General features: G+C 66.4%; 25 protein-coding genes, 2 tRNA genes and 1 pseudogene. 13 read left to right on the plus strand and 15 right to left on the minus strand.

Annotated elements, in window-relative coordinates; translation table 11 throughout:
- Positions 1–128: 128 nt before the first annotated feature.
- Together G6N32_RS17325 and G6N32_RS17330 are read right to left on the minus strand one after the other, a co-directional pair.
- The gene (locus G6N32_RS17325; RefSeq protein WP_115320644.1) at positions 129–755 is read right to left on the minus strand and encodes a cupin domain-containing protein; all 627 of its coding nucleotides are present in this window, start codon (positions 753–755) and stop codon (positions 129–131) included.
- Between the two features lie 135 nt (positions 756–890).
- Complete coding sequence (locus tag G6N32_RS17330; protein WP_115320645.1) at positions 891–2,030, minus strand: zinc-binding dehydrogenase; 1,140 nt, start codon at positions 2,028–2,030, stop codon at positions 891–893.
- Between the two features lie 183 nt (positions 2,031–2,213).
- Here G6N32_RS17330 and mbp1 point away from each other — a divergent pair, with 183 nt between their 5' ends.
- Together mbp1 and G6N32_RS28470 are read left to right on the plus strand one after the other, a co-directional pair.
- A complete protein-coding gene (gene mbp1 / locus G6N32_RS17335; protein WP_115320646.1) occupies positions 2,214–2,444 on the plus strand; it encodes a microaggregate-binding protein 1 in 231 nt (76 codons plus the stop codon).
- Positions 2,445–2,630: 186 nt separating this feature from the next.
- Positions 2,631–2,786, plus strand: coding sequence for a hypothetical protein (locus G6N32_RS28470; RefSeq protein ID WP_096311763.1), 156 nt, complete (start codon positions 2,631–2,633; stop codon positions 2,784–2,786).
- Between the two features lie 189 nt (positions 2,787–2,975).
- Here G6N32_RS28470 and G6N32_RS17340 read toward each other — a convergent pair.
- The 3 genes and pseudogenes from G6N32_RS17340 to G6N32_RS17350 all read right to left on the minus strand — a co-directional run bounded on the left by G6N32_RS17340 (position 2,976) and on the right by G6N32_RS17350 (position 4,900).
- Positions 2,976–4,160, minus strand: a pseudogene (locus tag G6N32_RS17340) (IS481 family transposase).
- Between the two features lie 113 nt (positions 4,161–4,273).
- Positions 4,274–4,347: transfer RNA gene (locus G6N32_RS17345), tRNA-Ile, on the minus strand.
- A gap of 55 nt (positions 4,348–4,402) precedes the next feature.
- Positions 4,403–4,900, minus strand: a complete 498-nt coding sequence (locus G6N32_RS17350) for a GAF domain-containing protein (protein WP_115320648.1) — start codon at positions 4,898–4,900, stop codon at positions 4,403–4,405.
- Positions 4,901–4,961: 61 nt separating this feature from the next.
- Between G6N32_RS17350 and G6N32_RS17355 the strand changes: the two genes are divergently transcribed.
- On the plus strand, positions 4,962–6,002 hold the full coding sequence (locus tag G6N32_RS17355; RefSeq protein ID WP_115320649.1) for a threonine aldolase family protein: 1,041 nt from the start codon (positions 4,962–4,964) through the stop codon (positions 6,000–6,002).
- Here G6N32_RS17355 and G6N32_RS17360 read toward each other — a convergent pair.
- From G6N32_RS17360 to G6N32_RS17370, 3 genes are read right to left on the minus strand one after another with little or no spacing between them, the layout of a single operon-like run.
- The gene (locus G6N32_RS17360) at positions 5,984–6,826 is read right to left on the minus strand and encodes a carboxymuconolactone decarboxylase family protein (protein WP_115320650.1); all 843 of its coding nucleotides are present in this window, start codon (positions 6,824–6,826) and stop codon (positions 5,984–5,986) included. The two genes, G6N32_RS17355 and G6N32_RS17360, sit on opposite strands and share 19 nt — an antisense overlap.
- Before the next feature lie 7 nt (positions 6,827–6,833).
- Entirely contained in the window at positions 6,834–8,207 is a 1,374-nt protein-coding gene (locus tag G6N32_RS17365; RefSeq protein ID WP_115321334.1) for a metallopeptidase TldD-related protein, read from the minus strand.
- Between the two features lie 37 nt (positions 8,208–8,244).
- The gene (locus G6N32_RS17370) at positions 8,245–9,759 is read right to left on the minus strand and encodes a TldD/PmbA family protein (protein ID WP_115320651.1); all 1,515 of its coding nucleotides are present in this window, start codon (positions 9,757–9,759) and stop codon (positions 8,245–8,247) included.
- Positions 9,760–9,821: 62 nt separating this feature from the next.
- Here G6N32_RS17370 and G6N32_RS17375 point away from each other — a divergent pair, with 62 nt between their 5' ends.
- The 3 genes from G6N32_RS17375 to G6N32_RS17385 are packed head-to-tail and all read left to right on the plus strand — an operon-like array spanning position 9,822 to position 12,749.
- Positions 9,822–10,679: a carbohydrate ABC transporter permease gene (locus G6N32_RS17375; RefSeq protein ID WP_163789314.1), complete on the plus strand. Its 858-nt coding sequence runs from the start codon at positions 9,822–9,824 to the stop codon at positions 10,677–10,679.
- Entirely contained in the window at positions 10,666–11,478 is an 813-nt protein-coding gene (locus G6N32_RS17380; RefSeq protein WP_163789316.1) for a carbohydrate ABC transporter permease, read from the plus strand. Before G6N32_RS17375 ends, G6N32_RS17380 begins: the two co-directional genes overlap by 14 nt.
- The gene (locus G6N32_RS17385) at positions 11,475–12,749 is read left to right on the plus strand and encodes an ABC transporter substrate-binding protein (protein ID WP_115320653.1); all 1,275 of its coding nucleotides are present in this window, start codon (positions 11,475–11,477) and stop codon (positions 12,747–12,749) included. The genes G6N32_RS17380 and G6N32_RS17385 overlap by 4 nt, the downstream gene beginning before the upstream one ends.
- Here the strand turns inward: G6N32_RS17385 and G6N32_RS17390 are convergent.
- Both G6N32_RS17390 and G6N32_RS17395 read right to left on the minus strand, forming a co-directional pair.
- Positions 12,746–13,570 (minus strand): CbiQ family ECF transporter T component, encoded by an 825-nt coding sequence (locus G6N32_RS17390; protein WP_115320654.1) that lies wholly within the window; start codon positions 13,568–13,570, stop codon positions 12,746–12,748. The two genes, G6N32_RS17385 and G6N32_RS17390, sit on opposite strands and share 4 nt — an antisense overlap.
- Positions 13,567–15,633 (minus strand): DUF2232 domain-containing protein, encoded by a 2,067-nt coding sequence (locus G6N32_RS17395; protein ID WP_115321338.1) that lies wholly within the window; start codon positions 15,631–15,633, stop codon positions 13,567–13,569. The genes G6N32_RS17390 and G6N32_RS17395 overlap by 4 nt, the downstream gene beginning before the upstream one ends.
- Before the next feature lie 136 nt (positions 15,634–15,769).
- On the opposite strand from G6N32_RS17395, the gene G6N32_RS17400 reads away from it, so the two are divergent.
- On the plus strand, positions 15,770–16,246 hold the full coding sequence (locus G6N32_RS17400) for a MarR family winged helix-turn-helix transcriptional regulator (RefSeq protein ID WP_115320655.1): 477 nt from the start codon (positions 15,770–15,772) through the stop codon (positions 16,244–16,246).
- 17 nt (positions 16,247–16,263) lie between these two features.
- Positions 16,264–17,511 carry an MFS transporter gene (locus G6N32_RS17405; protein ID WP_115320656.1) on the plus strand — a complete coding sequence of 416 codons (1,248 nt, stop codon included), beginning with the start codon at positions 16,264–16,266 and terminating at the stop codon, positions 17,509–17,511.
- A gap of 27 nt (positions 17,512–17,538) precedes the next feature.
- Here the strand turns inward: G6N32_RS17405 and G6N32_RS17410 are convergent, their stop codons facing one another.
- Together G6N32_RS17410 and G6N32_RS17415 are read right to left on the minus strand one after the other, a co-directional pair.
- A complete protein-coding gene (locus tag G6N32_RS17410; RefSeq protein ID WP_115320657.1) occupies positions 17,539–18,426 on the minus strand; it encodes a bestrophin family protein in 888 nt (295 codons plus the stop codon).
- A 16-nt stretch (positions 18,427–18,442) separates the two neighbouring features.
- Positions 18,443–19,171, minus strand: a complete 729-nt coding sequence (locus G6N32_RS17415) for a VIT1/CCC1 transporter family protein (protein WP_115321340.1) — start codon at positions 19,169–19,171, stop codon at positions 18,443–18,445.
- 102 nt (positions 19,172–19,273) lie between these two features.
- Between G6N32_RS17415 and G6N32_RS17420 the strand changes: the two genes are divergently transcribed.
- From G6N32_RS17420 to G6N32_RS17435, 4 genes are all read left to right on the plus strand, one after another.
- On the plus strand, positions 19,274–21,190 hold the full coding sequence (locus tag G6N32_RS17420; protein ID WP_115320658.1) for an acyl-CoA dehydrogenase family protein: 1,917 nt from the start codon (positions 19,274–19,276) through the stop codon (positions 21,188–21,190).
- Positions 21,191–21,287: 97 nt separating this feature from the next.
- The gene (locus G6N32_RS17425; protein WP_115321342.1) at positions 21,288–21,944 is read left to right on the plus strand and encodes a hypothetical protein; all 657 of its coding nucleotides are present in this window, start codon (positions 21,288–21,290) and stop codon (positions 21,942–21,944) included.
- The gene (locus G6N32_RS17430) at positions 21,941–22,522 is read left to right on the plus strand and encodes a cytochrome c oxidase subunit 3 (protein ID WP_115320659.1); all 582 of its coding nucleotides are present in this window, start codon (positions 21,941–21,943) and stop codon (positions 22,520–22,522) included. Before G6N32_RS17425 ends, G6N32_RS17430 begins: the two co-directional genes overlap by 4 nt.
- Complete coding sequence (locus tag G6N32_RS17435; protein ID WP_115320660.1) at positions 22,522–22,785, plus strand: cytochrome C oxidase subunit IV family protein; 264 nt, start codon at positions 22,522–22,524, stop codon at positions 22,783–22,785. The genes G6N32_RS17430 and G6N32_RS17435 overlap by 1 nt, the downstream gene beginning before the upstream one ends.
- 23 nt (positions 22,786–22,808) lie before the next feature.
- Here the strand turns inward: G6N32_RS17435 and G6N32_RS17440 are convergent.
- A tRNA-Asn gene (locus tag G6N32_RS17440) sits at positions 22,809–22,881 on the minus strand.
- A gap of 151 nt (positions 22,882–23,032) precedes the next feature.
- Here G6N32_RS17440 and G6N32_RS17445 point away from each other — a divergent pair.
- Positions 23,033–23,281, plus strand: a complete 249-nt coding sequence (locus tag G6N32_RS17445; protein ID WP_036344477.1) for a hypothetical protein — start codon at positions 23,033–23,035, stop codon at positions 23,279–23,281.
- 85 nt (positions 23,282–23,366) lie between these two features.
- Here G6N32_RS17445 and G6N32_RS17450 read toward each other — a convergent pair whose 3' ends face one another.
- Together G6N32_RS17450 and dnaG are read right to left on the minus strand one after the other, a co-directional pair.
- Complete coding sequence (locus G6N32_RS17450; protein ID WP_115320661.1) at positions 23,367–23,678, minus strand: DUF7155 family protein; 312 nt, start codon at positions 23,676–23,678, stop codon at positions 23,367–23,369.
- A 55-nt stretch (positions 23,679–23,733) separates the two neighbouring features.
- On the minus strand, positions 23,734–25,662 hold the full coding sequence (dnaG, locus tag G6N32_RS17455) for a DNA primase (protein WP_115321344.1): 1,929 nt from the start codon (positions 25,660–25,662) through the stop codon (positions 23,734–23,736).
- Between the last annotated feature and the right edge of the window lie 5 nt (positions 25,663–25,667).

Consider the following 25,667-nt stretch of genomic DNA (forward strand, 5'->3'; position numbering starts at 1 on the left):
CCGGCTATGGCCTTTGGTCACCACTGCCGCTGACCAACGGCTACTCGCCTCGTCGGGCCGCACCGCAGCAACGCAACGCAAAAAGGCCAGGGGCGCAACGCCCCTGACCTTTTGCGGTTGGTGCCGAGTTACTTCAGGTTGGGCAGGTTCTCCTGGATCGCCGCGACCTGAGCCTTGCCCACGGCCTCGACGAAGTCCTGCGGCACCGGGTTGAGGTCACCGGGCGCGCTGCTGAAGATCGCCACCACGACGGTGCGCTCGACGGTGAAGAGCAACGCGGCCATCGCCGACTTGCCGTCCACCGAGGTGCCGATGGTCACGGTGGCATCCGGGGTGACCGCGGGCAGCGGCACCGGCGAACCGGTCACCTGACTGGGCACGCTGTTGGCGGCACCCGTCAGACCCGTCGCGGCCTGCGAGGCGTCGTCACTGACGATCACCGAGATATTGATGGCGTCGGTGCCGGAGGTGTAGGTCTGCGAGACGTCCGGCGGCGCCGGCGTCAGCGTCACCTTCGGCGCGTCACCCGCCCACGGGGTGTTGCCCACCTGCGGGATGTCGGCCGGCTTCACCAGCAGCGTCGCGTAGTCCGGCGTACCGGCCGGCGTCGTGGCCTCGGCGCTGGTCGTGTCAGCAGCGGTGGTGGTCGACGTCGTCGTGGATGTGGTCGTGCTCGTCGTCGACGACGACGATTTGTCCTCGTCCTTACCGCAGCCTGCGACGACCAGTCCGAGCGCGACGGCGGCCGCCGTCACTCGGACGATTGCTCGCGTGCGTACAGGGTTCATCACAGCGAACTCCCCTCCGGCCACACCCCGGTGGAGGGCCAGAGGGCAGCCTAACCGAGCCAAGCCGCCAGCCTGCGGTTATTTGACTTATTCGTTACCGCATCAGGCGTGGGGGTTGACCAGGAACTTCTCCCCTGTTGCCCGCTTGACGTATTCGGTGAAGGCGTCGGGCTTGAGCATGCCGGCGAGTGACACCTCACGGGTGTAGTTGCTGGCGAACGTTGTGGTGAGCTCCGCGGCCACGCGAGCGCGCAACCGGCCGATCGTCTCGGCGCCGGCCGTGGCGAGGAATGGGGTCAGCAGCCAGCCACCGATCCCCCACGACATCCCGAAGTTCCGCGTCAGCACCGTCGGGCTGGTGTCGAGTGCACCATAGATATAGACCTGCTTGTGGACGTCCGATCCGTAGCGCGAGTACTCGCCCGCTTTCGCGCTGGCCGCCACCTCCATCGCGTTCAGGATGTCGCTCGCGAGCGTCCCGCCGCCGGTGGCATCGAACGCCAGGGTCGCCGACGTTGCCTTCAGTGCCTCCACCAGATCGGTGGTGAACGACGGCGACGTCGAGTTGAGCACGTACTCGGCGCCGAGCGAGGTGAGCAGTTGCTGCTGCTCGGGCTTGCGGACGATATTGACCAGCGGTATGCCGTCCTTGGCGCATATCTTGACCAGCATCTGTCCCAAGTTCGATGCGGCGGCGGTGTGCACAAGCGCCGAATGTCCTTCGCGCCGCATAGTTTCCGTCATTCCGAGCGCCGTCAGCGGGTTGACGAACGACGACGCCCCGTCACGCGCCGTGGCGCCGTCGGGCAGGACCAGACACATCGGTGCGTCCACCACTCGATACTGGGAGTACATCGCGCCGCCCGCGACGCCGACGGTTTTGCCGATGAGGGCTTGGGCCGCTTCGGATGACCCGGCGGCCACCACGGTGCCCGCCCCCTCATTGCCCACCGGCAGGGACTTGTCGAGTCGCGCGGCGAGGCCGGCAAGGGAGCGCTCCGGTACGGAAGCGGTGACGACGGGACGTTCCGGCGTGCCGGTCACGGTCGCCGTGCTCATGTCCGCGGTCGCGATCAGCAGGCCCAAGTCTGACGGGTTGATCGGCGATGCCTCGACCCGCACCAGCACTTGGTTCTCACCGGGCGTGGGGACGTCGACCTCCTCCAGCGAGAGTTGGAGTGTGCCGTCGGATGTCACCAGCGAACGCAGCTCGAGAGCTTTGTCGGGCAGATTTTCGACCATTAGGGGGTGCCTCGTTTCTGGTGACGATCGACGGTTCAGATCATAGGAACGTCCAACGCCGGCCGGAACCTTCCGCCGATTCACGATCACGACGGTGCGCGGTGTCACAGAAGTTGACGATTGAACCTTCGCTGATGGCGGGTATATAGCGCTGTACACCTGACCTGAACGGAAGGAACGATCATGGGCGACAGCGGACCCGAAGAAGCCGTCAAAGGCATCGTCGAAGACGTCAAGGGCAAGGCCAAGGAAGTCATCGGCATCGTCACCGACAAGGACGACCTGCGCGAAGAAGGCCGCGCTCAGCAGGACAAGGCTGAGGCTGCCCGCGATGTAGCCAAGAAAGAGGCCGAGGCCGAAGCTGCTCGTACCGCCGAGCAAGCCGCCGAGGCGCGCCAGAAGGCCGCCGAGTAAATCAGCTCTGACCCGGGGATGCGTTGTGCGGCAGAAGTTGCCAGCACAGCGCATCCCCGACAGGTGTTGCGAGGACATTCAGTACAGCCACGGACCGGTTCGATCGCACGGTTTGAAAATGACAGATCCGGCAATTCCCTAGGCGCAGTACTACATCGCTACACAAGCTCTACGAACGGATGAAACATGATTGTCCTCGGCATCATCCTGCTTTTGATCGGCTACTTCACCGGCCTGTCGATCCTCTACACCATCGGTGGGATCCTCGTCGTAGTCGGCCTCGTGCTGTGGATCCTCGGAGCAGTCGGACGCCCGGTCGGCGGCCGAAAAGTCTGGTTCTAGCGCCGCATCACGGCGCCTGAGATTGCCGCCGGTCGCCCGGGGGCACTGATCGACTTCCGATGTCCCGAGACACTGTTGACAGGTGTCTCGGGACATCGTCGTGTATGACCTTGCTGATGTAGGGCTGTTCATAGTCGGTTGATTCTTGACGGATCTAGTTCGGTTGATCCTTGACACTCTTGTTGTGTTTTAGGTCTGGCCGCTGGAGCGGCAGGCCTTCTTGTTTCGTACCTCGCCGGTGCTGCGGCGGGCGGCGGTTTTGACCAGATCGTCGCCGATGAAGAACCGCAGCAGCTCGCCATCGACGTGGACATCGCAGCGAGCTCCGGCGTAGTGGCGGCCGATACTGACCTGTTGCCACGACACACAGACCACCCCGTTGGTGGTCACCGTTCGGCTGATCCAGTCGCTGCTGCTGCGATCGGGGCTGTGCTGTCGTGGTGTGGTCGAGCGGGTCGTGGTGGTGCCGGCGGTGAAGCGCTCAGCAGGGGTGGCCATCTTCAACGACTGATGCGGCCGGGTGGTGTTGTAGTCATCGACCCACTCATCGAGGGCTCTTTGGGCCGTCTTCAGATTAGTGAATGGTGCTGCGTTGCTGAGGAATTCAACACGCAGACTCCGGTGGAACCGCTCAATCTTGCCGGTCGTGGTCGGAGACCGCGGCTGGTCAGCAGGTGCTCGATGCCGTGCTCGCGGCAGATCGCATCGAAAAGCACCTCCACCGGCGGATGGTTGAACCGGCCGGTGAACACCTTGCCGTTATCGGTCAGGATCTGCTCGGGAGCACCATAAGTGGCCAGCGCGGCGCGTAACCCGTCACAGACCGCCCGAGTGCGTTCACGCACCATCAACTGCGCGCACACGCATCCGGGAATGATCATCGATCCCGGTCAACGCCTTAGCGCTGGTGCCATCGGCCAGCGGGAAACCGCCCACGACATCCATCTGCCATAGCTCCATAGGCGCACCGCGTTCCCACCGTTTCCACTTACGCGAGCGCCGATCCCGCAGGTGCGGATCGATCATCTGCGCCCGGACCAAAGCGCGGTAGACCGCCGACTCCGAGGGCAGCGGAACCACACCACGCTTGGACAGTTCGAACACCAACCGACGAGGTCCCCAATACGGTCGCGAGCGGCGCAGCTCCAACACCACCGCCTCCACCTGCGCCGGCATCTGATGCGGACACGACACCGGCCGATGCGACCGGTCGATCAACCCTTCCAAGCCCTGCGCCTCATAGCGGGCCAACCACGCATGCAACGTCTGGCGCGACACCCCAACCTTCGATGCCACCTGCGAAATCGACAACCCATCGCTGATCACCGCCAACACAGCCTGATACCGCTGCTCAGCCACGCTCAACTCCCTCATCTAGGGAGTGTCAAGGATCAACCGAAGTAGGTGTAAAGCATCAGCCGAAACACTGTCGCCCATCACCCGAAGACAAAACGTCAACAATCAACCGAGGTCACACATTGCTGATGTAGGGCGGGCGGGGCTCGAACCCGCGACCAATGGATTATGAGTCCACGGCTCTAACCAACTGAGCTACCGCCCCCTGGTGCGGACCCTATCGTCGCATGTCCGCCTCGCCCCACGGCAGAAGGTCGGACTCAGCCCAGGGCGGTGCCGTCGTCGCGCAGTACCGCTTCGACATCACCGCGGAACGCCGAGAGCTGCTCACGCTCGGAGTCGGTGTACTCGCGCGCGGAGTCGTCCAGCACGCAGACCGTGCCCACCACGGTTCCCGAGGCGTCGTGCACCGGTAGGCCCAGGTAGTTGTATAGGCCGAACTCCGTCTCGTCCTCATTGCCGGCGAACGTCGCGTCCTCGCGCGAATCCCGCACGAACAGCGCGCTGTCAGCGTCGACCACCTTCTCGCAGTAGAGCGGCACCCGGGCAGCGTCGTCGAGGGCCTTCTTGCCGGCCGCCCCCACCGTGTAGTGCTTGGTGGCCTCACCGGCAGTGGCAGCGACCACCATCGAATCGGGTTCGGAGCGCATCACCAGAACCGACTTCACCCCAAGTAGCTCGGCGATCTTCTCCAGTTGGCCGGCCAGCGGTTTGAGTCCCGCGGTGGTGTCCGTCTTGTGGGATTCGGCATCAGACATCGCACCAGTCTTCCGGTGTAGGCAGCGGGCGGCAACAGTTTCACTCACCGCGCGGTGCACGATGGTTACTGTGCCGATCCCCTCCAGCGCTTTCGCCTCCGACAACGCAGCACCCGCGCACCCTCGTGCTCTCGAGGCGATCCAGGCCGCCAATGACGGCGCTGCCATGTCCTACGGCGATGACCCCATCACTCAACGCGCGGCCGACCGCATCCGGGACGCCTTCGACTCCCCCGGCGCCGACGTCCTGTTCGCCTTCACCGGCACCGGTGCGAACATCATTGCGCTCACCGCCGCCGTCCGGCCCTGGCACGAAATCCTCTGCAGCGACGTCGCCCACAGCCTGCTCGACGAGGCCGGCGGCCCGGTGCGGGTTTCCGGCGCCAGTCTCGTCGCGCTGCCCAGCCAGGACGGCCTCATCGACTCGGCTCTGCTGGATCGACGTATCACCCGCCGCGGCGAGGTGCATCACTCCCAACCGCGCATCGTCACCATCACCCAGTCCACCGAGAACGGCCGCGTCTGGCAGCCCGAGGCGATCGCGGCATTCGTCGACCACGCGCACGAACTCGACCTGCTGGTCCATGTTGACGGCTCCCGCGTTGCCAACGCCATTGCCGCCCTTGGCGTCTCGCCTCTTCAGGCCGTTGGCGACGCCGACATCGTCACGGTGGGTGGCACCAAGAACGGAATGCTGTTCGGCGACGCGATCCTGGTGCGCCGTCCCGAACACTTCACCGGTATCGAGTTCGTCCAGAAACAGATCGGCCACCTGGCCAGCAAACACCGTTATGTCGCAGCACAATTCGATGCCATGTTGACCGACGGCGCCTGGCTCGAGACGGCTGCCCACGCCAACGCCATGGCGCGCAAGCTCAGCTCAGGCTTGATCGAACTCGGCCTGCACCTGGCCTCGGCCACCGATGCCAATGAAGTGTTCGTCGACCTGCCCGCACATGCGTTGGCTGCGGTGCGACAACACTTCGCCGTACACGTCCCCGACCCGCACAAGCCGGCCACCCGGTTCGTCTGTTCGTGGGCGACCACCGACGCCGACGTCGACGCCGCCCTGACTGCGCTCGCTCAGGCGAAAACGGTCTGACCGTCGTCGTCGATGAGGTAGCGCTCGGTGCCCTCGTCGACGCGGGCCTGATCGGCCTTCAACGACACCGCGATCTTGTTGCTGGCATTGCGCATCACGTCCAGGGTCAGTTCGCGGGCCTGCTCCTGCGAGAAGTGCTCGCGCACACCGGAAGCCACCGCCGGACTGATCCGCGCCGGTGACCAGATCAGCGCGTCGGCGTAACGCAGCGCCGCCTTGTGCGCATCGGTCAACAACTCGGAGGATTCGAAGTGCTCGATGTCGTCGTACATCGATTCGCTGCCACCGGCGTCCAGCGCCTTGCTTTCCCGCAGCGATTTACAGAGTCGGCAGTTGTGCGCGACAGCTCCGCGCAGCCGCACCACCTCGGTGGTCACCGGGTCCAGCGACCGCAGCCGCGCCACCCCGGGCAGCAACTGGTTGAACAGAACGTCACCGGCGTCGATGCCCGGATCCCACGCCGGCGCCTCGGGCACCCAGCCGACCGGCAAGCCGAGTACCTCCAACCCGTTGCGCACCCGCGGCAGGAAGTCGGCGAAGAACATCTGGATCACCGCGGCGAAGCTCGCCGCACCCAGCGCCCCGGTCAGCGCCTCCCGCTGACGATCGGAAATCGCCGACACGTCGACGCTGAACTGCTCGGCGAACTCGGCCACCACCTTCTCGGCGTCCGACTCGGGCGCGCTCACCGGCGTCTGCGCGGGCAGCGGAGTCAACGAAAGCGTGTCGCCACAGGTGGTGCGAATCAGCCCCACCAGACGCTGCAGGTCTGCCGGTGATTGCACCACCAGCTGGGTCAGGACAGCGTCAAGATCATCGGCCATCTGCCGATTATTGCGCTTGGCTCACCGACGACATGTGGAAGTCGGGGATTCGCAGCGTCGGCATCACTGCCCGGGTCGCCCAGTCACCCCATTCGCGGGGCAACGTCTGCTCGGGCACGCCCGCCTCGGTGGCCCGCCGCAACAGATCCAGCGGGCTCTCGTTGAAGCGGAAATTGTTGACCGCCCCGGTGACTTCGCCGTCTTCGATGAGGTACACCCCGTCGCGGGTCAGCCCGGTCAGCAGCAGGGTGGTCGGATCGACGGTGCGGATGTACCACAGCGTGGTCAGCAGCAGCCCGCGCTCAGTGGATGCCACCATGTCGGCCAACTCGGCGCTGCCACCGGTCATCAGCAGGTTGTCGGCCGGTACCGCGACGGACGTCCCGAACTCGCTGGCCGCGGCCCTGGGGTAGGCCAGCGCGTTGATGGCGCCGTCGCGGATCCAGTCGACCCGCCCGATGTCGAGCCCGTTGTCGAACACCGAGATCGTCTCCGATCCGCTGGTGGCCGCGACGAACGGCGCGCATTCCAGTCCCGGTGCGAACGGATCGGAGTACATCGTCAGCGGCAGGTGGGTGAGCTTCTCCCCGACCCGGGTTCCGCCGCCGGGGGCCGACAACGCGGTCCGGCCCTCCTCGGCGCCGCGACCGTCCATCGACCAGCCGAGGTAGATCATCATGTCGGCCACCGCCGACGGGGGCATCAAGGTTTCATAGCGGCCGGCCGGCAGCTCGACGGTCCGGTCGGCCCAGCCGAGGCGCATCGCAAGATCGTCGAGCAGCGTGTCGGTGGGCACCTCGGTGAACCACGGGGTGGAGATGCCCGCCCACGCGCTGGCACCGTCGCGTTTGGCGTTGATCTCGACGGTTCCGGTGGGCTGGGTGAAGCGGCGGCGGAGCCCGGTCGAGGTGGCCAGAAACGTCGTCTCGACGACGTGGTGGGCGTAGCCGTACAACCGGTCGGTGCGCCCGAACCCGCTCGACAGTGATTCGGCGACATCGGCGAACACCCCGGCCCCGGTCTCTGGAATCGACTCGTTCCAGTCGTCTGGGGTACCGCTGCCGGTCAGTAGCGGCGCACTGTCGCGGGCGTCGGGAGCGGCGTGGGCAGCGTGTTCGGCTGCGGCCACCAGCACCGCGATCGCAGCGGGGTTTACGTCACTGCTGCGGACCGCACCGGTGTGCGACGTATTGCCCTTGCGCACAATCGAAATCACGGTGGTCGACCTTGTTGTCGAGACACCGTTGGTGGTCATCGAGTTCCCGGCCCACCGCAGCGAGGCCTCGGCACGATCGGTGACGATCACGATCGTTTCATCGGCTCGACCTGATTGGCTGGCGGCCTGCAACGCCAATTCGACGACCTGCTGGGCGGGGATCATGCGCGGCTCCACCCCGATTTGGCCTCTTCGCTGGCGCTCATCGACCGGCCTCCTCGCGCGTGTTGAGCACGTTCACCCCGCGGAACAAGGCTGACGGGCAGCCGTGGCTGACAGCGGCCACCTGGCCGGGCTGGGCCTTGCCGCAATTGAAGGCCCCACCCAGACGCCAGGTCTGGCGCCCGCCAACGGCTTCCATCGAATTCCAGAAATCGGTGGTGGTGGCCTGATACGCGACGTCGCGCAGCTGTCCGTCCAGCCGGCCATCGCGGATCCGATAAAACCGCTGCCCGGTGAATTGGAAGTTGTAGCGCTGCATGTCGATCGACCAGGATTTGTCACCGACGATGTAGATGCCGTCCGCGACCCGGGAGATCAGGTCATCAGTGCTCAGGTCCTCGACGCCGGGCTGCAGGGAGACGTTGGCCATCCGCTGGATCGGGACGTGGTGTGGGGAGTCGGCATAGCTGCAGCCATTGGACCGGGCGTGGCCCAGCCGCGGCGCGAACACCCGGTCGAGTTGGTAGCCGACGAAGATACCGTCGCGCACCAGATCCCAGCTCTGCGCGGCCACTCCTTCGTCGTCGTATCCGATGGTGGCCAAACCGTATTCGACGGTGCGATCAGCGGTCACGGTCATCACCGGGGAGCCGTAGCGCATCGTGTTCAGCTTGTCCGGCGTGGCGAACGACGTACCCGCGTAGGCGGCTTCGTACCCGATCGCCCGGTCGTATTCGGTGGCGTGCCCGATGGATTCGTGAATGGTCAACCACAGATTGGTGGGGTCGATCACCAGATCGGTCGGCCCGGCGACCACCGTCGGCGCCTTGGTCTTCTCCGCGAGCAGACCGGGCAGCTCGGCCAGTTCGGTACTCCAGTCCCACACCTCGTCGCCGGCCACCGCCTCCCAGCCGCGAGCGGTCGGCGGAGCCAGCGTGCGCATCGACTCGAAGCTGCCTGCCGCCGCGTCGACGGCCACCGCGTCCAGCGCCGGCTGCAGCCGCACCCGCTGCTGGGTGATCGACGAACCGAAGGTGTCGGCGTAGAACGTTTGCTCCTTGACGGTCATCACCATCGCCGAGACGTGATCGACCCCGTCGGAGGCCAGCAAGCGACCGGAGTACTCCCCCAGCAGAGCGATCTTGTCGGCGGTCGCAACGGTGAACGGGTCGATCCCGTAGTTCGACACCCACGTCACGTCGTTGTAGACCGGTTCGGCCGCCAACTCGATGCGCTCGGCATTCAGCAGCGCCAGCGTGGTGGCGACCTGCACCGCGCGGCGCGCGGTGTCCGCGGCGACCTCAGGAGCCAGCTCGGCGTGCGAGGCGAACCCCCAGGTGCCGTCGACGATCACCCGAACTGCCAGCCCGATCTCGCGGTCGGTGACCGCGCTCTGCAGCTCGCCGTCGCGCAGCTGCACCACCTCGCTGGTGATCGCGTGGATCCGGAGATCGGCGTAGCTGGCGCCGGCGGCACGGGCCGCCGACAGGGCAGCGTCGGCGAGCGCATGGCGCGGAAGGGCCAGGAAGTCGGCGTCAACGTCACGGGGACTCACGTGCTACACGGTAACGGGCGGCTCGGCGACCCGCTTTAATGGCCAAGGTGACGACTCGGCGCATGCGTTCGACCCTGCTGGGGTACGCGCTGCTCGCGCCGAGCCTGTTCGGGGTCGTCTGCTTCCTGTTGTTGCCCATGCTGGTGGTGGTGTGGCTGAGTCTGCACCGCTGGGACCTGCTGGGCCCCATCCGCTATGTGGGACTGGACAATTGGCGTTCGGTGCTCACTGACGCCGGCTTCGGCAACTCCCTGCTGGTGACGCTGGCGTTCATCGCGATCGTGGTTCCGGTGCAGATCCTGCTGGGTTTGTTCGCCGCGGCATTGTTGTCCCGCGAACTGCCGGGCAGCGGCGTGTTCCGCACCGTGTACGTGGTTCCGTGGGTGTGCTCGCCGTTGGCGGTCGCGGTGCTGTGGCATTGGATCCTGGCGCCGACCGACGGCGCGGTGGGCACGCTGTTGGGGCGCCGCGTGGAGTGGCTGACCGATCCCGGGCTGGCGTTGCCGGTGGTCTCCGCGGTGACGGTGTGGATGAACGTCGGCTACGTGACGCTGTTTTTCTTGGCCGGGATCCTGGCAATCCCGCCGCAGATCCACGCCGCCGCCCGCCTCGACGGCGCGACGAGCTGGCAGCGGTTCTGGCACATCACGCTGCCGATGCTGCGGCCGACCCTGTTCTTCGTCTCGGTGACCGGCGTCGTCAGCGCGGCGCAGGTGTTCGACACCGTCTACGCACTGACCGGTGGCGGGCCCGCCGGGCGTACCGATCTGGTGGCCCACCGGATTTATGCCGAGGCGTTCGGGGCCGCCGCGATCGGGCGGGCAGCGGTGATGGCGCTGGTGCTGTTCGTCATCCTGGTCGGCGCGACGATCGTCCAGCATCTCTACTTTCGCCGGCGGATCAGCTATGACCTCACGTAACGTGCTGATCTACCTGGGTCTGCTGGCCGGTGCAGTGATCACCCTGGCCCCGTTCGGGCTGGGTCTGTTGACGTCGTTCACCTCGGCACAGCAGTTCGCCACCGGCACACCGCTGTCGCTGCCGAGCCCGCCGACGCTCGCCAACTACGGTGCGCTCGGCGATGCCGGATTCGGCCGCGCGTTGGCCGTGACCGCGCTGATGACGGCGATCATCACCCTGGCGCAGTTGACGTTCTCGGTGCTGGCCGCCTACGCGTTCGCCCGCCTGGAGTTCACCGGCCGCGACGTGATGTTCTGGGTCTACATCGCAACGTTGATGGTCCCCGGGACGGTGACCGTGGTGCCGCTGTATCTGATGATGGCCGAGCTGGGCCTGCGGAACACGTTCTGGGCGTTGGTGTTGCCGTTCGTCTTCGGCTCTCCCTACGCGATCTTCCTGTTGCGCGAGTACTTTCGCGGCATCCCTGCCGACCTGGTCAACGCCGCCCGCCTGGACGGGGCCAACACCCTTGATGTGCTGGTGCACGTGGTGTTGCCCGCCAGCAAGCCGATCCTGGTGACGTTGACGCTGATCACCGTTGTCAGTCAATGGAATTCGTTCATGTGGCCGCTGGTCATCACCAGCGGCGGCACCTGGCGGGTGCTGACCGTCGCGACCGCGGGGTTGCAGACCCAGTACAACGCGCAGTGGACGCTGGTGATGGCGGCGACGACGGTGGCGATCGTCCCGCTGATCGCGTTGTTCCTGGTGTTCCAGCGTCAGATCGTGCGCTCGATCGTCGTCACCGGGCTGAAATGAGCTGGCCGCCACGGTTCTCCACCCGCATGCTGGCCGGGCTGATCGCCGTCGCTGTACTGCTGGTCTCCGCGGCCCTGGTGCTGGGCCGATCAGACGAACCGTCGGACAAGACAGTGATCACCGTGCGGGTGTGGGATCCGCAGGTGGCGGCCGCCTACGCCGAGTCCTTCGCCGAATTCAGCCGCACGCATCCGGACATCGAGGTGCGCACCGACGTCGTCCCCTACGCCAGCTATTTCACCACTTTGCGCACCGACGTCGCCGGCGGCGGAGCCGACGACATCTTCTGGCTCAACAACGCCAACTTCGCCGAATACGCCGACAACAAGCGGCTGATGTCGGTGGCACCGAGCCCGGACTGGGACCCGTCGGTCATCGCACAGTTCACCCGGGGCGGCGCGCTGTGGGGCGTGCCGCAACTGACCGACGCCGGAATCGCGCTGTACTACAACGCCGACCTTCTGGCCGCCGACGGCGTAGACACCGCCGCACTGAATTCGCTGCGCTGGGATCCCGACCCGAGTATCGACACCCTGCGCCCCCTGCTGGCGCGCCTGACCCACGGCAGGCAATGGGCGTACAACGCCGCCAACGATTTACAGGCCATCTACCTCAACTACATCGGCTCGGCGGGTGGGGTGTTCTCCTCTCGCGACCGATTCGCCTTCGACAACCCGCAGGCCGCCATGGCGTTCCGCTATGTCATCGGGTTGATCAACACCGACCGGGTCTCCCCGCCCGCGTCGGACACCAACGACAACGGCGACTTCTCCCGCAACCAGTTCCTGGCCGGGCGGATGGCGCTGTTCCAGTCGGGCACCTACAACCTGGCCCAGATCGCCGAGCAGGCGACGTTCCGCTGGGGCGTGGCGATGCTCCCGGCCGGCCCGGCTGGGAGGGTCAGCGTGACCAACGGCATTGTCGCCGCGGGCAATCCCGCCAGCCGCCACCCCGAAGCGGCGCGCGAGGTGCTGGCCTGGCTGGGTAGCGAACGTGGCAACTCCTACGTCGGCCGCCAGGGCGCCGCCATCCCGGCGGTGCTGCCGGCCCAGCAGCAGTACTTCGACTACTGGTCGGCCAAGGGCGTCGACGTGACGCCGTTCTTCCGGGTGCTCGACGGCCCGCGCATCGCCGCACCGGGCGGACCGGGCTTCGCCGCCGGATATCAGGCGATCAAGCCTTACTTCGATGAAATGTTCCTGGGCAGAACACCTGTCGCTGTGGCGTTGCGGACCGCTCAGCAGGCGGCGAACACCGCGGCCGCGCGCTAGATCCCCGCCAGCACCGTCATCTGCAGACCGACCGACACCACGCACACCAGCCCGCAGATCGCCAAGACCACCCAGTCGGCGCGCTTGGGACCCGACGGCGCCGCGGAGATCGTGCCGGTTCCGCCGCGTGCGGTGATCGCATCACCCATCTCGTCAGCACGCCGCAGCGCCACCGTGACGCCCGCCGACATCAGGTCCACCATCTCGATGGCCCACCGCCGGCGCCGGGCCCGGCGACTGGTCAGCACCGGACGCGGCCGCAGCCGTCGCGCGGCGTAGAGCAACCGGAACTCGTCGAGCAGCATGGGAAATGCCCGCAGCGACAAAGCCAGTGCCACCGCCCAGTCGTCAACCGGGATGCGGAAGAACTTCAGCGGCCTGCCGAGGCGCGCCACCGCGGGCGCGATGTCGGCGACGTTCGTCGTCCACGACACCATCATCCCCAACGCCAGCAGCACGATCGCCACCACGGTGATGCGCACGAACTTCAGCAGTCCACCGAGTTCGAAGGCGTGGGACGCCAGATGCAGCACCGGCGCTCCACCGCCGAGCGCCGCGGTCACCGCGCCGAGGAGCAGCAATAGCCACAGCCACTTGGGTACCGACGGCAGCACACCGCGCGGGATGCGGGCCATGCGGATCGCGGTGCCGATGAGGATCGCGACCAGCGCGATCGGCACCCAATCCGGATAGAACGCCAACAGGGCCGAGAAACCGAGGACCACAACCAGTTTGGTGCCGGCCCACAGCTCGTGGATCGGTGACGTGCCCGGCACCGGACGCAGCAGCACCACCGGGCGGGGCTGGCGGGCGGTCGTCACGACACTTCCTCCGCGGTCGGCGCGGTGCTGAGCACACCGTCGCGCAAATGAAGGGTGCGCGGGCACAGCTCCTCGAGCCCGACGAAATCGTGCGAGATCACCACGACGGTCAGACCGCTGTTGCGGCGCAGATCGCTCAGCAGCCGCAGCAACCCACGCTGGCTGGCTGCGTCGAGACCGGCCAGTGGCTCGTCGAGAATCAGTGCCTGCGGCGAGCGGGCCAGCAGCCCGGCGATCACCACCCGCCGCATCTGGCCACCCGAAAGCTGGTCGATACGACGCCCGGCCAGCGAGGCGTCGAGGCCGACCTTGGCCAGCGCGGCGTGCACCCGTGCGGTGTCGTGGGGTGAAAAGCCGGCTGCGGAGGCAACTTCCAGATCGACTCGACTGCGCATCAGCTGCAGCCGGGCGGCTTGGAAAGCAATGGCCACCTCGCCGACACAATCGGGTGCTGGGCGCCCGCGCACCAGGCACGCGCCGGACGTCGGCGTGGTCAGGCCCGCCATGATCCAAGCCAGGGTCGACTTGCCAGAACCGTTGCCGCCGTGGATGAGAAGGCCGTCGCCCTCGTGGACGGTGAAGTTGACATCGGTCAGCGCGGGCTTGGCCCACGGTGTACCCGCGGCGTATTCGTGGCTGACATGTTCGAGCTGCAACACCGGTTCGGCGGCGCGCGGCGCAGCACTGACCGTCGTCGTTGGCGCGGCGGCGCTTTCGACCATGTCGGTGTTGTCCAGCGACTCGGTGAGATTGACGATCCGGTCGGCGGTGTCGGCTTCGTTGTTGTAATGGGTGATCGCCACCAGCGCCATCCGGTGGCGTTCGGTCAGGCCGGACAACACGCCCAGCAATGCTTCGCGCCCGCGCTGATCGACCATGCTGGTGACCTCGTCGGCGATCAGCATCGACGGCTTGCGAGCCAGCGCGGCAGCCACCGCGAGCCGCTGCAGCTCGCCGCCGGATAATCCGCCGGTGTCGCGCTCCTCCATGCCGGATAGGCCGACCTCGTCGAGCAGCCCCGCGATATCGGTGTGTGTCCCGGGCGGCAGGCCGAACACCACATCATCGGCGACTCGCGTTCCCAGGACCTGACTTTCGGGGTGCTGCAGGATCACCGCAGTCCCCCCTGGCTTGCCCAGTCCGATCGCGCCAGGCCGCTCGATCGTGCCGGAGGTCGGATTCCGCCCGGCCAGCAGCAGCATCAGCGTGGTCTTGCCGGAGCCGTTGGCGCCGGTGATCGCCACGTGCTCGCCGACGTCAACCGACAAACTCAATGGGCGCAGCGCGTCCCGCGCGGCGTTGGGGTAACGGAACCTGGCGTCGACCAGACGGACCGGAACCGGTGCGACCGGTCCAGACTCTTCGGGCGGCTCGAGCTTGTGCACGTCGGGAATGCCACGCAAGCGGTCCAGCACTCGCGACAGCGCCCACCACCCGACCAGGGTGACGACCATGATGGAGAACATCGCGTAGAACATCAGCAGCACCGGCCAGTACTGCAGCGCGACGCCGAACATGTGCCGCGCATCCTCGGCCGCAGGCCGGAACGGCTCGAAGCGCGACATCACCGAGACCACACCGTCGAAGTTGGCGGTCATCGCCGAGAACGTCAGCGTGCGCAGCCGAACCAACACGGTCAACGCGGCGATGATGAACAGACCGAACACCACGCCGGCCACCAGGCCGACCGCGATGACGGTCGGTGTGCCGCGCCCGCGCCGCTTCATGATGCCGGCCAGTCCACCGACGTAGGCGCAGTTGACCACCACCATGAGGCCGCTGATGCCGGCGATGAGGAAAGCCACGACGCTCGCCGCGACGGTCGACGCGAGCAGCACCCGCAGGCGGTAGCGGTAGCCCAGCAGACCCATCGGCACGGTCGTGAGAAGCGAGAGCCCCCCGGCAAACGGCACGACCACGGAAATGATCGCCAACGCGGCGGCCAGCGCGGCCATCACAGACGCTTGGGCCATCTCCACGGGTGTCAGCGAGCCGGTTCGGCGGTGATCGAGCGACGGTCGGGAGGGCTGCTGCGCAGGCGCCTCCGGTCTCGTCGCGGTCATCACCCGATTCTGCCAGCCGCGGCGGGCGGCCCGGGTGTTCGGCCTGCCGCGGCCAGGGCCGCCTGTGGGAAAGCTGTGAGAAATCACACCCGGCGGCCGGGCGACAACATAGTATTTCTATGTAAATATGGTCGGTATGAGTCCGACGCCTACCCAGGAGCGCCCCGGCGCGGCTTCCCCGTCGCACGCGGGCTTGGGTTCTGAGCTGCTCACCGTCGTAGCGCGGCTCAACCGGCTGGCCACCCAGCGAATCCGGCTGCCGCTGCCGTGGGCGCAGGCCCGCCTGCTCAGCACGATCGACGACCAGGGCGAAGCCCGCATCTCCGATCTGGCTGAACTCGACCACTGCTCGCAGCCGACGATGACCACGCAGGTCCGGCGCCTCGAGGATGCCGGCTTGGTGGCCCGCACTACCGATCCTGACGATGCGCGTGCGGTCCGCATTCGCATCACCCCCGAGGGCAAGACAATGCTGACCCAGGTCCGCGCCGACCGCGCCGCGGTGATCGATCCGCGCATCGAGCGACTGTCGGACGAGGACCGCGAAATTCTGTCGACCGCCGTCGGAGCACTGCATCGCCTGCTCGACGACCTCGACACGTCACCGAAGTAGTAAGGAGTGAGCCACTCATGTGGCGTCAACCCAAGGCCGTCTGGGCCGTTGCGTTCGCATCCGTCGTCGCGTTCATGGGCATCGGACTCGTCGATCCGATCCTGAAACCGATTGCCGACAATCTCAACGCCACACCGTCGCAGGTGTCGCTGCTGTTCACCAGCTACATGGCTGTCATGGGCGTGGCGATGCTGGTCACCGGCGTGGTGTCGAGCCGTATCGGCCCGAAGCGCACGCTGCTGCTCGGCCTGGTGATCATCATCGCCGGCGCCGGACTCGCCGGTATGAGTGACACCGTGATGGGCATCGTCGGCTGGCGGGCGCTGTGGGGGTTGGGCAATGCCCTGTTCATCGCGACCGCGCTGGCCACCATCGTCAACTCCGCGCGCGGCTCGGTCGCCCAGGCGATCATCCTCTACGAAGCCGCGCTGGGGCTCGGCATCGCGGTCGGTCCGTTGGTCGGTGGCGTGCTGGGTGGAATCTCCTGGCGTGGGCCATTTTTCGGGGTGTCGGTGCTGATGGCCATCGCCTTGGTCGTGACGACGCTGCTGCTGCCCGAGACACCGCGCCCGCAGCGGATGACGACGCTGGCCGATCCGTTCCGCGCGCTGCGGCACCGGGGCCTGCTCGGGGTTGCGGTCACCGCGCTGCTCTACAACTTCGGCTTCTTCACATTGCTGACGTTCACCCCGTTCCCACTCGACATGAATGCGCACGAGATCGGGCTGATCTTCTTCGGGTGGGGTCTGTGCCTCGCATTCACCTCGGTGGTGGTGGCACCCCGGTTGCAGCATCGCTTCGGCACCGTCCGCGTGCTGTTGGTGAATCTGCTCTGCTTCTCGGCACTTCTGATGGTGATGGCCGTCGGTACCGACGACAAGACCATCCTGGCCACCTGCGTCGTCATCGCGGGCCTGTTCATCGGCATCAACAACACGCTGATCACCGAAACGGTCATGAAGGCTGCGCCCGTCGAACGCGGTGTCGCCTCGGCCGCCTACAGCTTCATGCGCTTCGGCGGCGCCGCTGTCGCACCGTGGCTGGCCGGCGTGCTCGGTGAGCGGGTCAGCGTGCACCTACCGTTCTGGGTCGGCGCCGGTGCGGTGTTGCTGGGCGCCGGGGTGCTGGCGCTGACTGCCCGGCACCTGAGCGGCATTGACACTTCCGGCGGGCAGGAGCGAAGCGACTCGGGGAACAAGCAGGAAAATGCCGTCGAGGAGATCACCGAGCAGGCCACCGCGGTGACCGTGGGCAGCGACAGCTGAAACCGTTGTCGCTCAACGCCTGAGCGCTTACATCCAGATGGTGGCCTTCGCGCTTTCCCTGGGCTGGGCCAGCGGATGGTCCCTGCCCAACAGGTCGCCGGTGATGACGCCGCAGAACCGGTACATCGAGATGTCGAAGATCCCGTTCTGCATGGGCTGCTCGATGAAGTGCCCGAGGCGTTCGGCGCCGATGAACACCGCCATCAGCAGCAGGCCGATGATCACCCCGGTGTAGGCGTGTGCCGAGCCGTCCAGCCTGCTGAACGCCATGATCGCGAAAAACCACGCCAGCCCGCGGACGAAGACCTCGTACTGCAGCGGGATCGGCTCGTTGCGGATGCGTTCCAGCCCGCTTTGGGCGCTCACCAGCGCGGTGTTGACGCCCATCAGCATCACCCGAGCCTGGTTGTCGATATGCCCATTCGCCGAAAGGGTTTGGATGTCGACCGCTTGCCGGGTCATCAGATCGGTGGCACCGATGTCGGCGGGATCTTCCGGGGTGAGATCGGCGACGCCCGGCAGAGCGGGAATCTTGCGTAGATCCGCGGCGAGCTGCCAGGCATAGCGCACCTGCCTGCGGCGCATCCGGTTCAGCACGCCGGCCATCTCCGGGGAACCGGAATCCACCGAGCACAGCGTGTTGTACGTGGCCCGGGAGTTGATGATGACGTTGCCCCACAGCGTTCGGGCCTCCCACCACCGGTTGTAGGCGGTGGTGTTGCGGAAGCCGATGAACACCGAAGCGCCAATACCCAACACCGAGAGCACCGCCGAGGCGTAATCGATCTGGGTGGGGTCGGGAATGGGGATCAAGATCCCGGCCACCACGATGATCGCCAGCAGATCCCAGCGCATCTGCCACCACACCAGACCCGACACCTTCAGCGGGCCGAGCTTCCCGACGCTACGAATCACCGCGTCAGCGTATTGCTCACAAGGCGGCGTCGACGAGATTTCCGACCGCATAGGTGGCGGCGATCGCGATGGCGCCGAACGCCAATTGCCGTCCGGCGCCGAGCCACAGCGAGCCCTTGGTGAACTTCGCGGCCACCGCACCGGCCACCAACAAGCCAATTCCGCTACACGCCAGACCCAGCCACAGCTTCTCGGAACCGAAAAGGTACGGCAGCAGTGGCACGATCGCGCCCAGGGCGAACATCACGAACGACGAGATCGCGGCGATCACCGGGGACGGCTTCTCCCGGGGGTCGACGCCGAGCTCCTGGGACAGGTGGAAGTGCACCGCCTGGTCCTCGTCGCGATGGATCTCCTCGGTGGCCTGACGCGCGGTGGCCTCGGACATCCCCATGTCCATCAACATCGACACGAGTTCGTCCCGTTCGGCGTGCGGATGCCGCTCGAACGATCGCCGCTCGATGAGTACCTGGGAGTCGATCTGTTCGTTGGCGGTCGTGACGGACGTATATTCGCCCAGCGCCATCGAGAACGCGCCCGCGAGCAATCCGGCAACTCCGCTGAGCACCACGGTGTGCGCCCCGGCGCCGGCCGCGACACCGGCGATCAGCGCGCTGTTGGAGACCAATCCGTCCATCGCCCCGAAGGTCGCCGCACGCAGCCAGCCTCCGGTGACGTCGGGATGGGAGTGATCGATGTCGTGGGGCAGATGTCCCGGTGCGGGGGTCCCCTCGGACGCGGCCATGTGCGCCATTGAACGCCAGCGCGTCGAGTCACTTTCACTGAGGTTGGCCTGTGTTTGCCACATCCGCGTTTGCCAAATGCGCTGCGGGGATACCTTCATGCCATGACCACCACTGCGGAGCACCTGCGGAACGCGCTTGACGGCCGTTGGCGAGACGTCAAGAACGCCGTGCGAGACGAACTTTCCACCGAAGTCTTCCGGCCGCACTACACGCCCAACACCGTCATCGCTCGCGCGAAGGTGGCTGAGCAGATGAAGATCATGGCGGCCAAGGGCGCCGCTGAAGACGGCTTCCGCAAGGAGCATGGCGGCAATGGCGATGTGGGCGCCGCCGTGACCCGCATCGAGATGCTCGCGATGTCCGACCTGTCGCTGATGGTCAAGGCGGGCGTGCAGTGGGGCTTGTTCGGGGGCGCCGTCGAGAACCTGGGCACCGAGCGTCACCACAAGGCCTACGTCCAGCGCATCATCGACCTGGACCTGATGGGTTGCTTCGGCATGACCGAAACCGGTCACGGCAGCGACGTCCAGGCTTTGGAGACCACTGCCACCTACGATCCGGCGACGCAGGAGTTCGTGATCAACTCCCCCACGCCGACGTCGCGTAAGGACTACATCGGCGGCGCAGCCGAAACCGCCAAGGTGTCAGCGGTTTTCGCGCAGCTGATCACAAATGGCGAATCGCATGGCGTGCACTGTTTCGTCGTTCCGCTGCGGGACGACGACGGCAACGACCTGCCTGGCATCACGACATCGGACTGTCATTACAAAGGCGGCCTGCCCGGCGTCGACAACGGCCGGATCATGTTCGACAACGTGCGGATTCCGCGCGACAACCTGCTGAACAAGTACGGCGACGTCGCGGCGGACGGCACCTATTCGTCGCCCATCGAGAACGTGAACCGGCGGTTCTTCACGATGCTGGGCACACTGATCCGCGGCCGGGTCACCGTCGGCGGTAGCGCGGCGGCGGCCGGGCGGGTGGCTCTGGACATCGCCGTGCGGTATGCCTTGCAGCGCAAGCAGTTCAGCGCACCGGATGATGACGACGAAGTGTTGATCATGGATTACCTGGTGCACCAGCGCCGGCTGTTCCCTTTGATCGCCCGCTCCTATGCGTTGCAGTTCGCCCAGAACGAGCTGGTGGCCCGATTGCACGATCTGCAGACCGCGGACAACCCCGACGCCGAGGAGCAGCGCGAACTGGAATCCCGCGCGGCCGGGCTGAAGGCGGCCAACACCTGGCACACCAGCACCGCGATCCAGGAAGCGCGCGAAGCATGCGGTGGTGCAGGCTATCTCGCGGAGAATCGGCTGATCGCGCTGCGCGCCGACACCGACGTCTTCACCACCTTCGAGGGTGACAACCACGTGTTGACCCAACTGGTCGCCAAGGAACTGCTGACCGCCTACGCCGACGACATCAAGGGCATGAGCCCGGTGGAGTGGGTGCGCTTCGCCGCCAACTTTGCCGGTGACCGGGTGATGAAAAGGACTGCGGCGGAGACGATCATGCAGACGATCGTCGACTCACGCCAGGACAACGAGGAGGAAGGCAGCCTCTTCAACCGCGGCACGCAGGTCAAGATGTTCGAGGACCGCGAGGAGTACCTGCTCTCCTCGGTCGCACGCCGGCTGCAGCGCAAGTCCAAAGAGATGTCGGCATTCGACGCCTTTAACTCCGTCCAGGATCACGTGCTGCACACCGCCAAGGCGCACATCGACCGCATCGTGCTGGAGGCATTCGTCGCCGGTATCGACGCCTGCGAGGACGACGAGGCCCGCGACATCCTCGGCATGGTGTGCGACCTGTACGCCCTGTCGGTGATCGAGGACGACAAGGCGTGGTTCGTCGAGCACCGGTTCCTGTCGACCGAACGGGCCAAGGCCGTCACCCGCGGCATCAACCAGCGCTGCCGCGATCTTCGGCCGCACGCCGAATTGCTGGTCGATGGATTCGGGATCCCCGAACAGTTGCGGTACGCCGAGATGCTGCACCCGGAGAACATCCTCGACTAGCGGTTTTGACAATTTTGACAAAACCGCGGGGTGACTCGGTAAGGTCGCGGCCGTGGAGCTCACGCTGCAGCGCATCGGCGCATGGTGCGGAACGATCATGATCGTGCTGTATGGGACCTGCATGTCGGGGTTGGCGCGGCTGTTCCCGCCGATCTCGCCGGTCTGGTCGCCGACCGAGGTCACCGACTTCTTCATCGACCACAAGATCTGGATCCGCATCGGTATCGCCGGCTGCCTGCTGACCTCGGTGATCGCCCTGCCGTTCCTGGCCACCATCGTGCTGCGGATCCGCCGCGTCGAAGGACGATGGGGCATGTTGTCGATCACGCAGTTGTTCGCGGCGACGATATTCGTTCCCGCACTGTTGTTTCCGTTCCTCGTGCTGGCCGCGGCGGCGTTCCGTCCCGAGAGCAGATCGCCGGAGATCACCCAGGCGCTCAACGACGTGTTCTGGCTGATGTTCATCGGCATCGTCGGCACGATCATCATGCAGAACATCACGTTGGCGATCGCGTCGTTCATCGACAGCACCGAACCGCAGACGTTTCCCCGCTGGTACGGCTACCTGAACCTGTGGGTGGCGCTACTGTCGTTGCCCGGCTGCGTCGTCGTGGTGTTCAACGACGGGCCGCTGGCCTGGCACGGAGTGTTTGCGTTCTACATCCCCGGGCTGGCGCTGACGGTGTGGATGTTCAGCACCACCTACGTGCTCAATCGCGGGATCAAGGCGCAGCAACGCGCCGAACACGCATGACGGCAGGCGCACCCACCACCGCAGGCCGCCGTATCCCGGGCGAACAGGGCACCTGGGTCTTCCTGCTCGGCGACATGCTGGTGTTCGCGGCCTTCTTCGCCACGTTCATGGTCGAAAGATCAAAAGCGCCAGAGGTATTCGACGCCGCCCGCAAGACGTTGCATGTCAACATCGGGTTGGTCAACACCCTGGTGCTGCTGACCAGCTCCCTGTTCGTGGTGGCGGCGATCGGCGGTCTGCGCACCGGTGCGCGCGAGATCGCCGCACGAGCACTGGTTATCGCGGCCGGCTGCGGTGTGGCGTTCGTGGCGCTGAAGGTGACCGAGTACGTCTTGCTGGTGCGGGACGGACACACCGCGGGCGTCAACCATTTCTACCTGTATTACTTCATCCTCACCGGGCTGCACCTGCTGCACGTGTGCATCGGCATTCTGGTGCTGGCGTTGATGATGACCCAGACCCGCCGAACCGAACTGTCGGCGACCCGGCTGGCCGTCGTCGAGGGCGGCGGCTGCTTCTGGCACCTGGTCGACCTGCTGTGGATCGTCCTGTTCCCCCTGCTCTACCTGGTGAGCTGATGCTGCACTTGATGCGTAACCGGGCCGGCGTGAGCTGGCTGATCCTGGTGGCCGCCACGCTGGCGTCGTTCGCGCTGGGCGCCGACCACGGCACCGGCTCGCTGGTGGCCGTCGCGGTGCTGGCGATCGCGGCGATCAAGGTGCGGCTGGTGGGCCTGGACTTCATGGAGTTGCGGCACGCCCCGATCCCGCTGCGGGTGGCGTTCGAGGTCTACTGCGTGGGGTTGTGGGCGCTGCTGTCAGGTTTGTATCTGTGGCTGTGACGCGCTGACCCTGGGAGTTCTTGCTCCCCCGCTTGGACTCGAACCAAGAACCGTCCGATTAACAGTCGGAAGCTCTGCCAATTGAGCTACAGGGGACTATCTGCAGCCCGCGTGAACGCTTTCGCGCTGATGCGGACCGGAGAGTGACTCTAGCTTACCGGGGACCCCGGATGCCAAACCGGCGGGCGCGCGCCGACACAGGTCCGTCAGGCAGGATGGAGGGGCGAGGATTTAGGAAGGGAATGCAGTGATCCAGTATCTGGCCGTGCTCGGCGTGGGTTATGTCTTGGGCACGAAGGCGGGCCGTAAGCGCTACGAGCAGATCGTCGGCACCTACCGCGCCATCACCGACAATCCCGCCACCAAAACCGTGATCGACGCAGGCCGCCGCAAGCTCGCCGACCGGGTGTCACCGGACCCGGACCCGAAGATGGTCACGCTCACCGAGATCGACGCCAACACCACCGTGGTGGAACCACAGCGGTCGGAGAAGTAGGCACGACGACATCGACCTCACGGTCGTCAATCGCGAAAAATCACAGCCCTCAGGTCAATCTCGCGGCCCGAGAGAGCCCGTGAATCTAGCCCAGCGGGATGCTGATGGTCTGACCCGGCAGCAGCGGGCCGGTGCTCACACCGATACCGCCACCGGGCATCGAGCCCGCATCAGGACCGTAGACGCCGAACTGCGGCGTCCCGATGCTGACGTTGTTGTTCGAGTACGACAGGCACTGCCCGTCGCCGCGCGAACCGAACCAGGCCAGGCAGGTGCCGCCGGGATTCGCCGACGCGGTCGGGGAGGTCAGCGCCGCCAGGGCCGGCACCGCAGCAGCGGCCACGGCAAGCGCACCGAAGGTGGCGATACGCCGGGCACGAGTATTCGCGGTAGTCATATCTGACCTTTCGCCGGAGACAAGCAGCACGTTAACCATAACCCGACGTGAGTTTTCACGCAGTGAGGTCGTCACCGCTGGCCTGTTCGAGCAGGCTGCGCCGATAGGCCTCCAACGCGACCAGGTCGCCGAACAATGCGTGGTATTCGTCGCCCTGCTCCACCGGCGACATTCGCTGCAACTTGGACTTGACCTCGGCGACCTGCCGGCCCACCCAGACCTCCTGCAGCCGGGCGAGCACGCTGCCGACGTATCGCGGCAGTTTCTCTTCCTCCTCGACCCGGATCGCCTCGACTCCGAGCTCGGTGATCAGGCCTTCGGTCAGCGGCGCGCCGGCCCGTTCGCGCACGGTATCGATCCACTGGGCGCCGACGATGCCCGACGAGGTCCCGCCGGCGGCCTCGATCGCGATCCGCACCGCGGCGTACCCGGGGTGGGTGAAACTCTCCACGGTCAGCGAGTCGAACACCGGGCCGGCCAGCGCCGGATACTGCAGGGCGGCTTTGAGCGCCTCGCGCTGCGGCCACAGGGTCGGGTCGCGCGGATCGGGACGCCGCGCCCCGGCGTCGGTGACCTTGGTGCGGGCGGGCGCGGCGCGCTTGTAGTCGCGCCCCGCAGGCTTGTGACCGGCTTCCTCGCGCACCCGCGCGATCACCTGGGCGACGTCGTCCCAGCCCACCCAGCCGGCGAGCTGACGGGCGTATTCGTCGCGCAGCGTGGGGTCCTTGATCTGGGCGACCATCGGCACGCAGCGGCGCAGCGCCGTGACCCGGCCCTCGGCGGATTCCAGATCGTGCTCGGCCAGTGCGGTGCGGATCGCGAACTCGAACAGCGGCGTGCGCCTGGCCACCAGGTCGCGCAGCGCACCGTCGCCCTGCGCCAGCCTCAGGTCGCACGGGTCCATTCCGTCCGCGGCCACCGCCACGAAGCTCTGCCCGGCCAGGTTCTGCTCGCCCGCGAACGCCTTGAGCGCGGCCGCGCGCCCGGCCGCGTCGCCGTCGAAGACGTAGATCAGTTCGCCGCGGAAGAACTTGTCGTCCATCATCAGCCGCCGCAGCATCGACAGGTGCTCGTCGCCGAACGCGGTGCCACAGGACGCGACCGCGGTGGTGACGCCGGCCAGATGCATGGCCATCACGTCGGTGTAGCCCTCGACGACGACGGCCTGATGCCCCTTGGCGATATCGCGCTTGGCCAGGTCGATGCCGAACAGCACGTTCGACTTCTTGTAGAGCACGGTCTCCGGGGTGTTGACGTACTTGGCTTCCATCTGGTCGTCAGCGAAGATTCGGCGGGCACCGAAGCCGACGGTCTCGCCGCTGGCGGTGCGGATCGGCCACAGCAGCCTGCGGTGGAAGCGATCCATCGGTCCGCGTCTGCCCTCACGCGAGAGCCCGGCGGCTTCGAGCTCCTTGAACTCGAAGCCCTTGCGGATCAGATGCGTGGTCAGCGAATCCCAGCCCGACGGCGCGAACCCGCAGCCGAACTGGCGGGCCGAGGCGGTGTCGAAATTGCGCTCGGTCAGATATTGCCGCGCGGGCGCGGCCTCCTCGGATTCCAGTGCGGCAGCATAGAATTCCTGCGCGGCCGCATTGGCGGCGATCAGCCGGCTACGGCTGCCACGGTCGCGCTGCACGCTGGTGCCGCCGCCGCTGTAGGTCACGGTGTAGCCGACCCGGTCGGCCAGCATTTCGACGGCTTCGACGAAGCTGACGTGCTCGATCTTCTGGATGAACGCGTAGGCGTCGCCGCCCTCGCCGCAGCCGAAGCAGTGGAAGTGACCGTGATTGGGCCGCACGTGGAACGACGGCGACTTCTCGTCGTGGAACGGGCACAGGCCCTTCATCGAATCGGCGCCGGCCCGGCGCAGCTGCACGTAGTCGCCGACGACGTCTTCGATGCGGACCTGGTCACGGATCGCGGCGATGTCGCGGTCGGAGATTCGACCCTTGCGGTCTCCACCTCCGCTCACCGCTGTCGTCATCGGCA

This window comes from Mycolicibacterium aichiense (assembly GCF_010726245.1).
GTDB classification, from domain to species: Bacteria; Actinomycetota; Actinomycetes; order Mycobacteriales; family Mycobacteriaceae; genus Mycobacterium; species Mycobacterium aichiense.

Coding starts and splice junctions, on each gene's coding strand:
- G6N32_RS17330 (WP_115320645.1), bottom strand. CDS start 2,030: ATGGTCGAAAATCTGCCCGACAAAGCTCTCGAGCTGCGTTCGCTGGTG.
- mbp1 (WP_115320646.1), top strand. CDS start 2,214: ATGGGCGACAGCGGACCCGAAGAAGCCGTCAAAGGCATCGTCGAAGAC.
- G6N32_RS28470 (WP_096311763.1), top strand. CDS start 2,631: ATGATTGTCCTCGGCATCATCCTGCTTTTGATCGGCTACTTCACCGGC.
- G6N32_RS17350 (WP_115320648.1), bottom strand. CDS start 4,900: ATGTCTGATGCCGAATCCCACAAGACGGACACCACCGCGGGACTCAAA.
- G6N32_RS17355 (WP_115320649.1), top strand. CDS start 4,962: ATGGTTACTGTGCCGATCCCCTCCAGCGCTTTCGCCTCCGACAACGCA.
- G6N32_RS17360 (WP_115320650.1), bottom strand. CDS start 6,826: ATGGCCGATGATCTTGACGCTGTCCTGACCCAGCTGGTGGTGCAATCA.
- G6N32_RS17365 (WP_115321334.1), bottom strand. CDS start 8,207: ATGATCCCCGCCCAGCAGGTCGTCGAATTGGCGTTGCAGGCCGCCAGC.
- G6N32_RS17375 (WP_163789314.1), top strand. CDS start 9,822: ATGCGTTCGACCCTGCTGGGGTACGCGCTGCTCGCGCCGAGCCTGTTC.
- G6N32_RS17380 (WP_163789316.1), top strand. CDS start 10,666: ATGACCTCACGTAACGTGCTGATCTACCTGGGTCTGCTGGCCGGTGCA.
- G6N32_RS17385 (WP_115320653.1), top strand. CDS start 11,475: ATGAGCTGGCCGCCACGGTTCTCCACCCGCATGCTGGCCGGGCTGATC.
- G6N32_RS17395 (WP_115321338.1), bottom strand. CDS start 15,633: ATGACCGCGACGAGACCGGAGGCGCCTGCGCAGCAGCCCTCCCGACCG.
- G6N32_RS17400 (WP_115320655.1), top strand. CDS start 15,770: ATGAGTCCGACGCCTACCCAGGAGCGCCCCGGCGCGGCTTCCCCGTCG.
- G6N32_RS17405 (WP_115320656.1), top strand. CDS start 16,264: ATGTGGCGTCAACCCAAGGCCGTCTGGGCCGTTGCGTTCGCATCCGTC.
- G6N32_RS17415 (WP_115321340.1), bottom strand. CDS start 19,171: ATGGCCGCGTCCGAGGGGACCCCCGCACCGGGACATCTGCCCCACGAC.
- G6N32_RS17420 (WP_115320658.1), top strand. CDS start 19,274: ATGACCACCACTGCGGAGCACCTGCGGAACGCGCTTGACGGCCGTTGG.
- G6N32_RS17425 (WP_115321342.1), top strand. CDS start 21,288: ATGATCGTGCTGTATGGGACCTGCATGTCGGGGTTGGCGCGGCTGTTC.
- G6N32_RS17430 (WP_115320659.1), top strand. CDS start 21,941: ATGACGGCAGGCGCACCCACCACCGCAGGCCGCCGTATCCCGGGCGAA.
- G6N32_RS17435 (WP_115320660.1), top strand. CDS start 22,522: ATGCTGCACTTGATGCGTAACCGGGCCGGCGTGAGCTGGCTGATCCTG.
- G6N32_RS17450 (WP_115320661.1), bottom strand. CDS start 23,678: ATGACTACCGCGAATACTCGTGCCCGGCGTATCGCCACCTTCGGTGCG.
- dnaG (WP_115321344.1), bottom strand. CDS start 25,662: ATGACGACAGCGGTGAGCGGAGGTGGAGACCGCAAGGGTCGAATCTCC.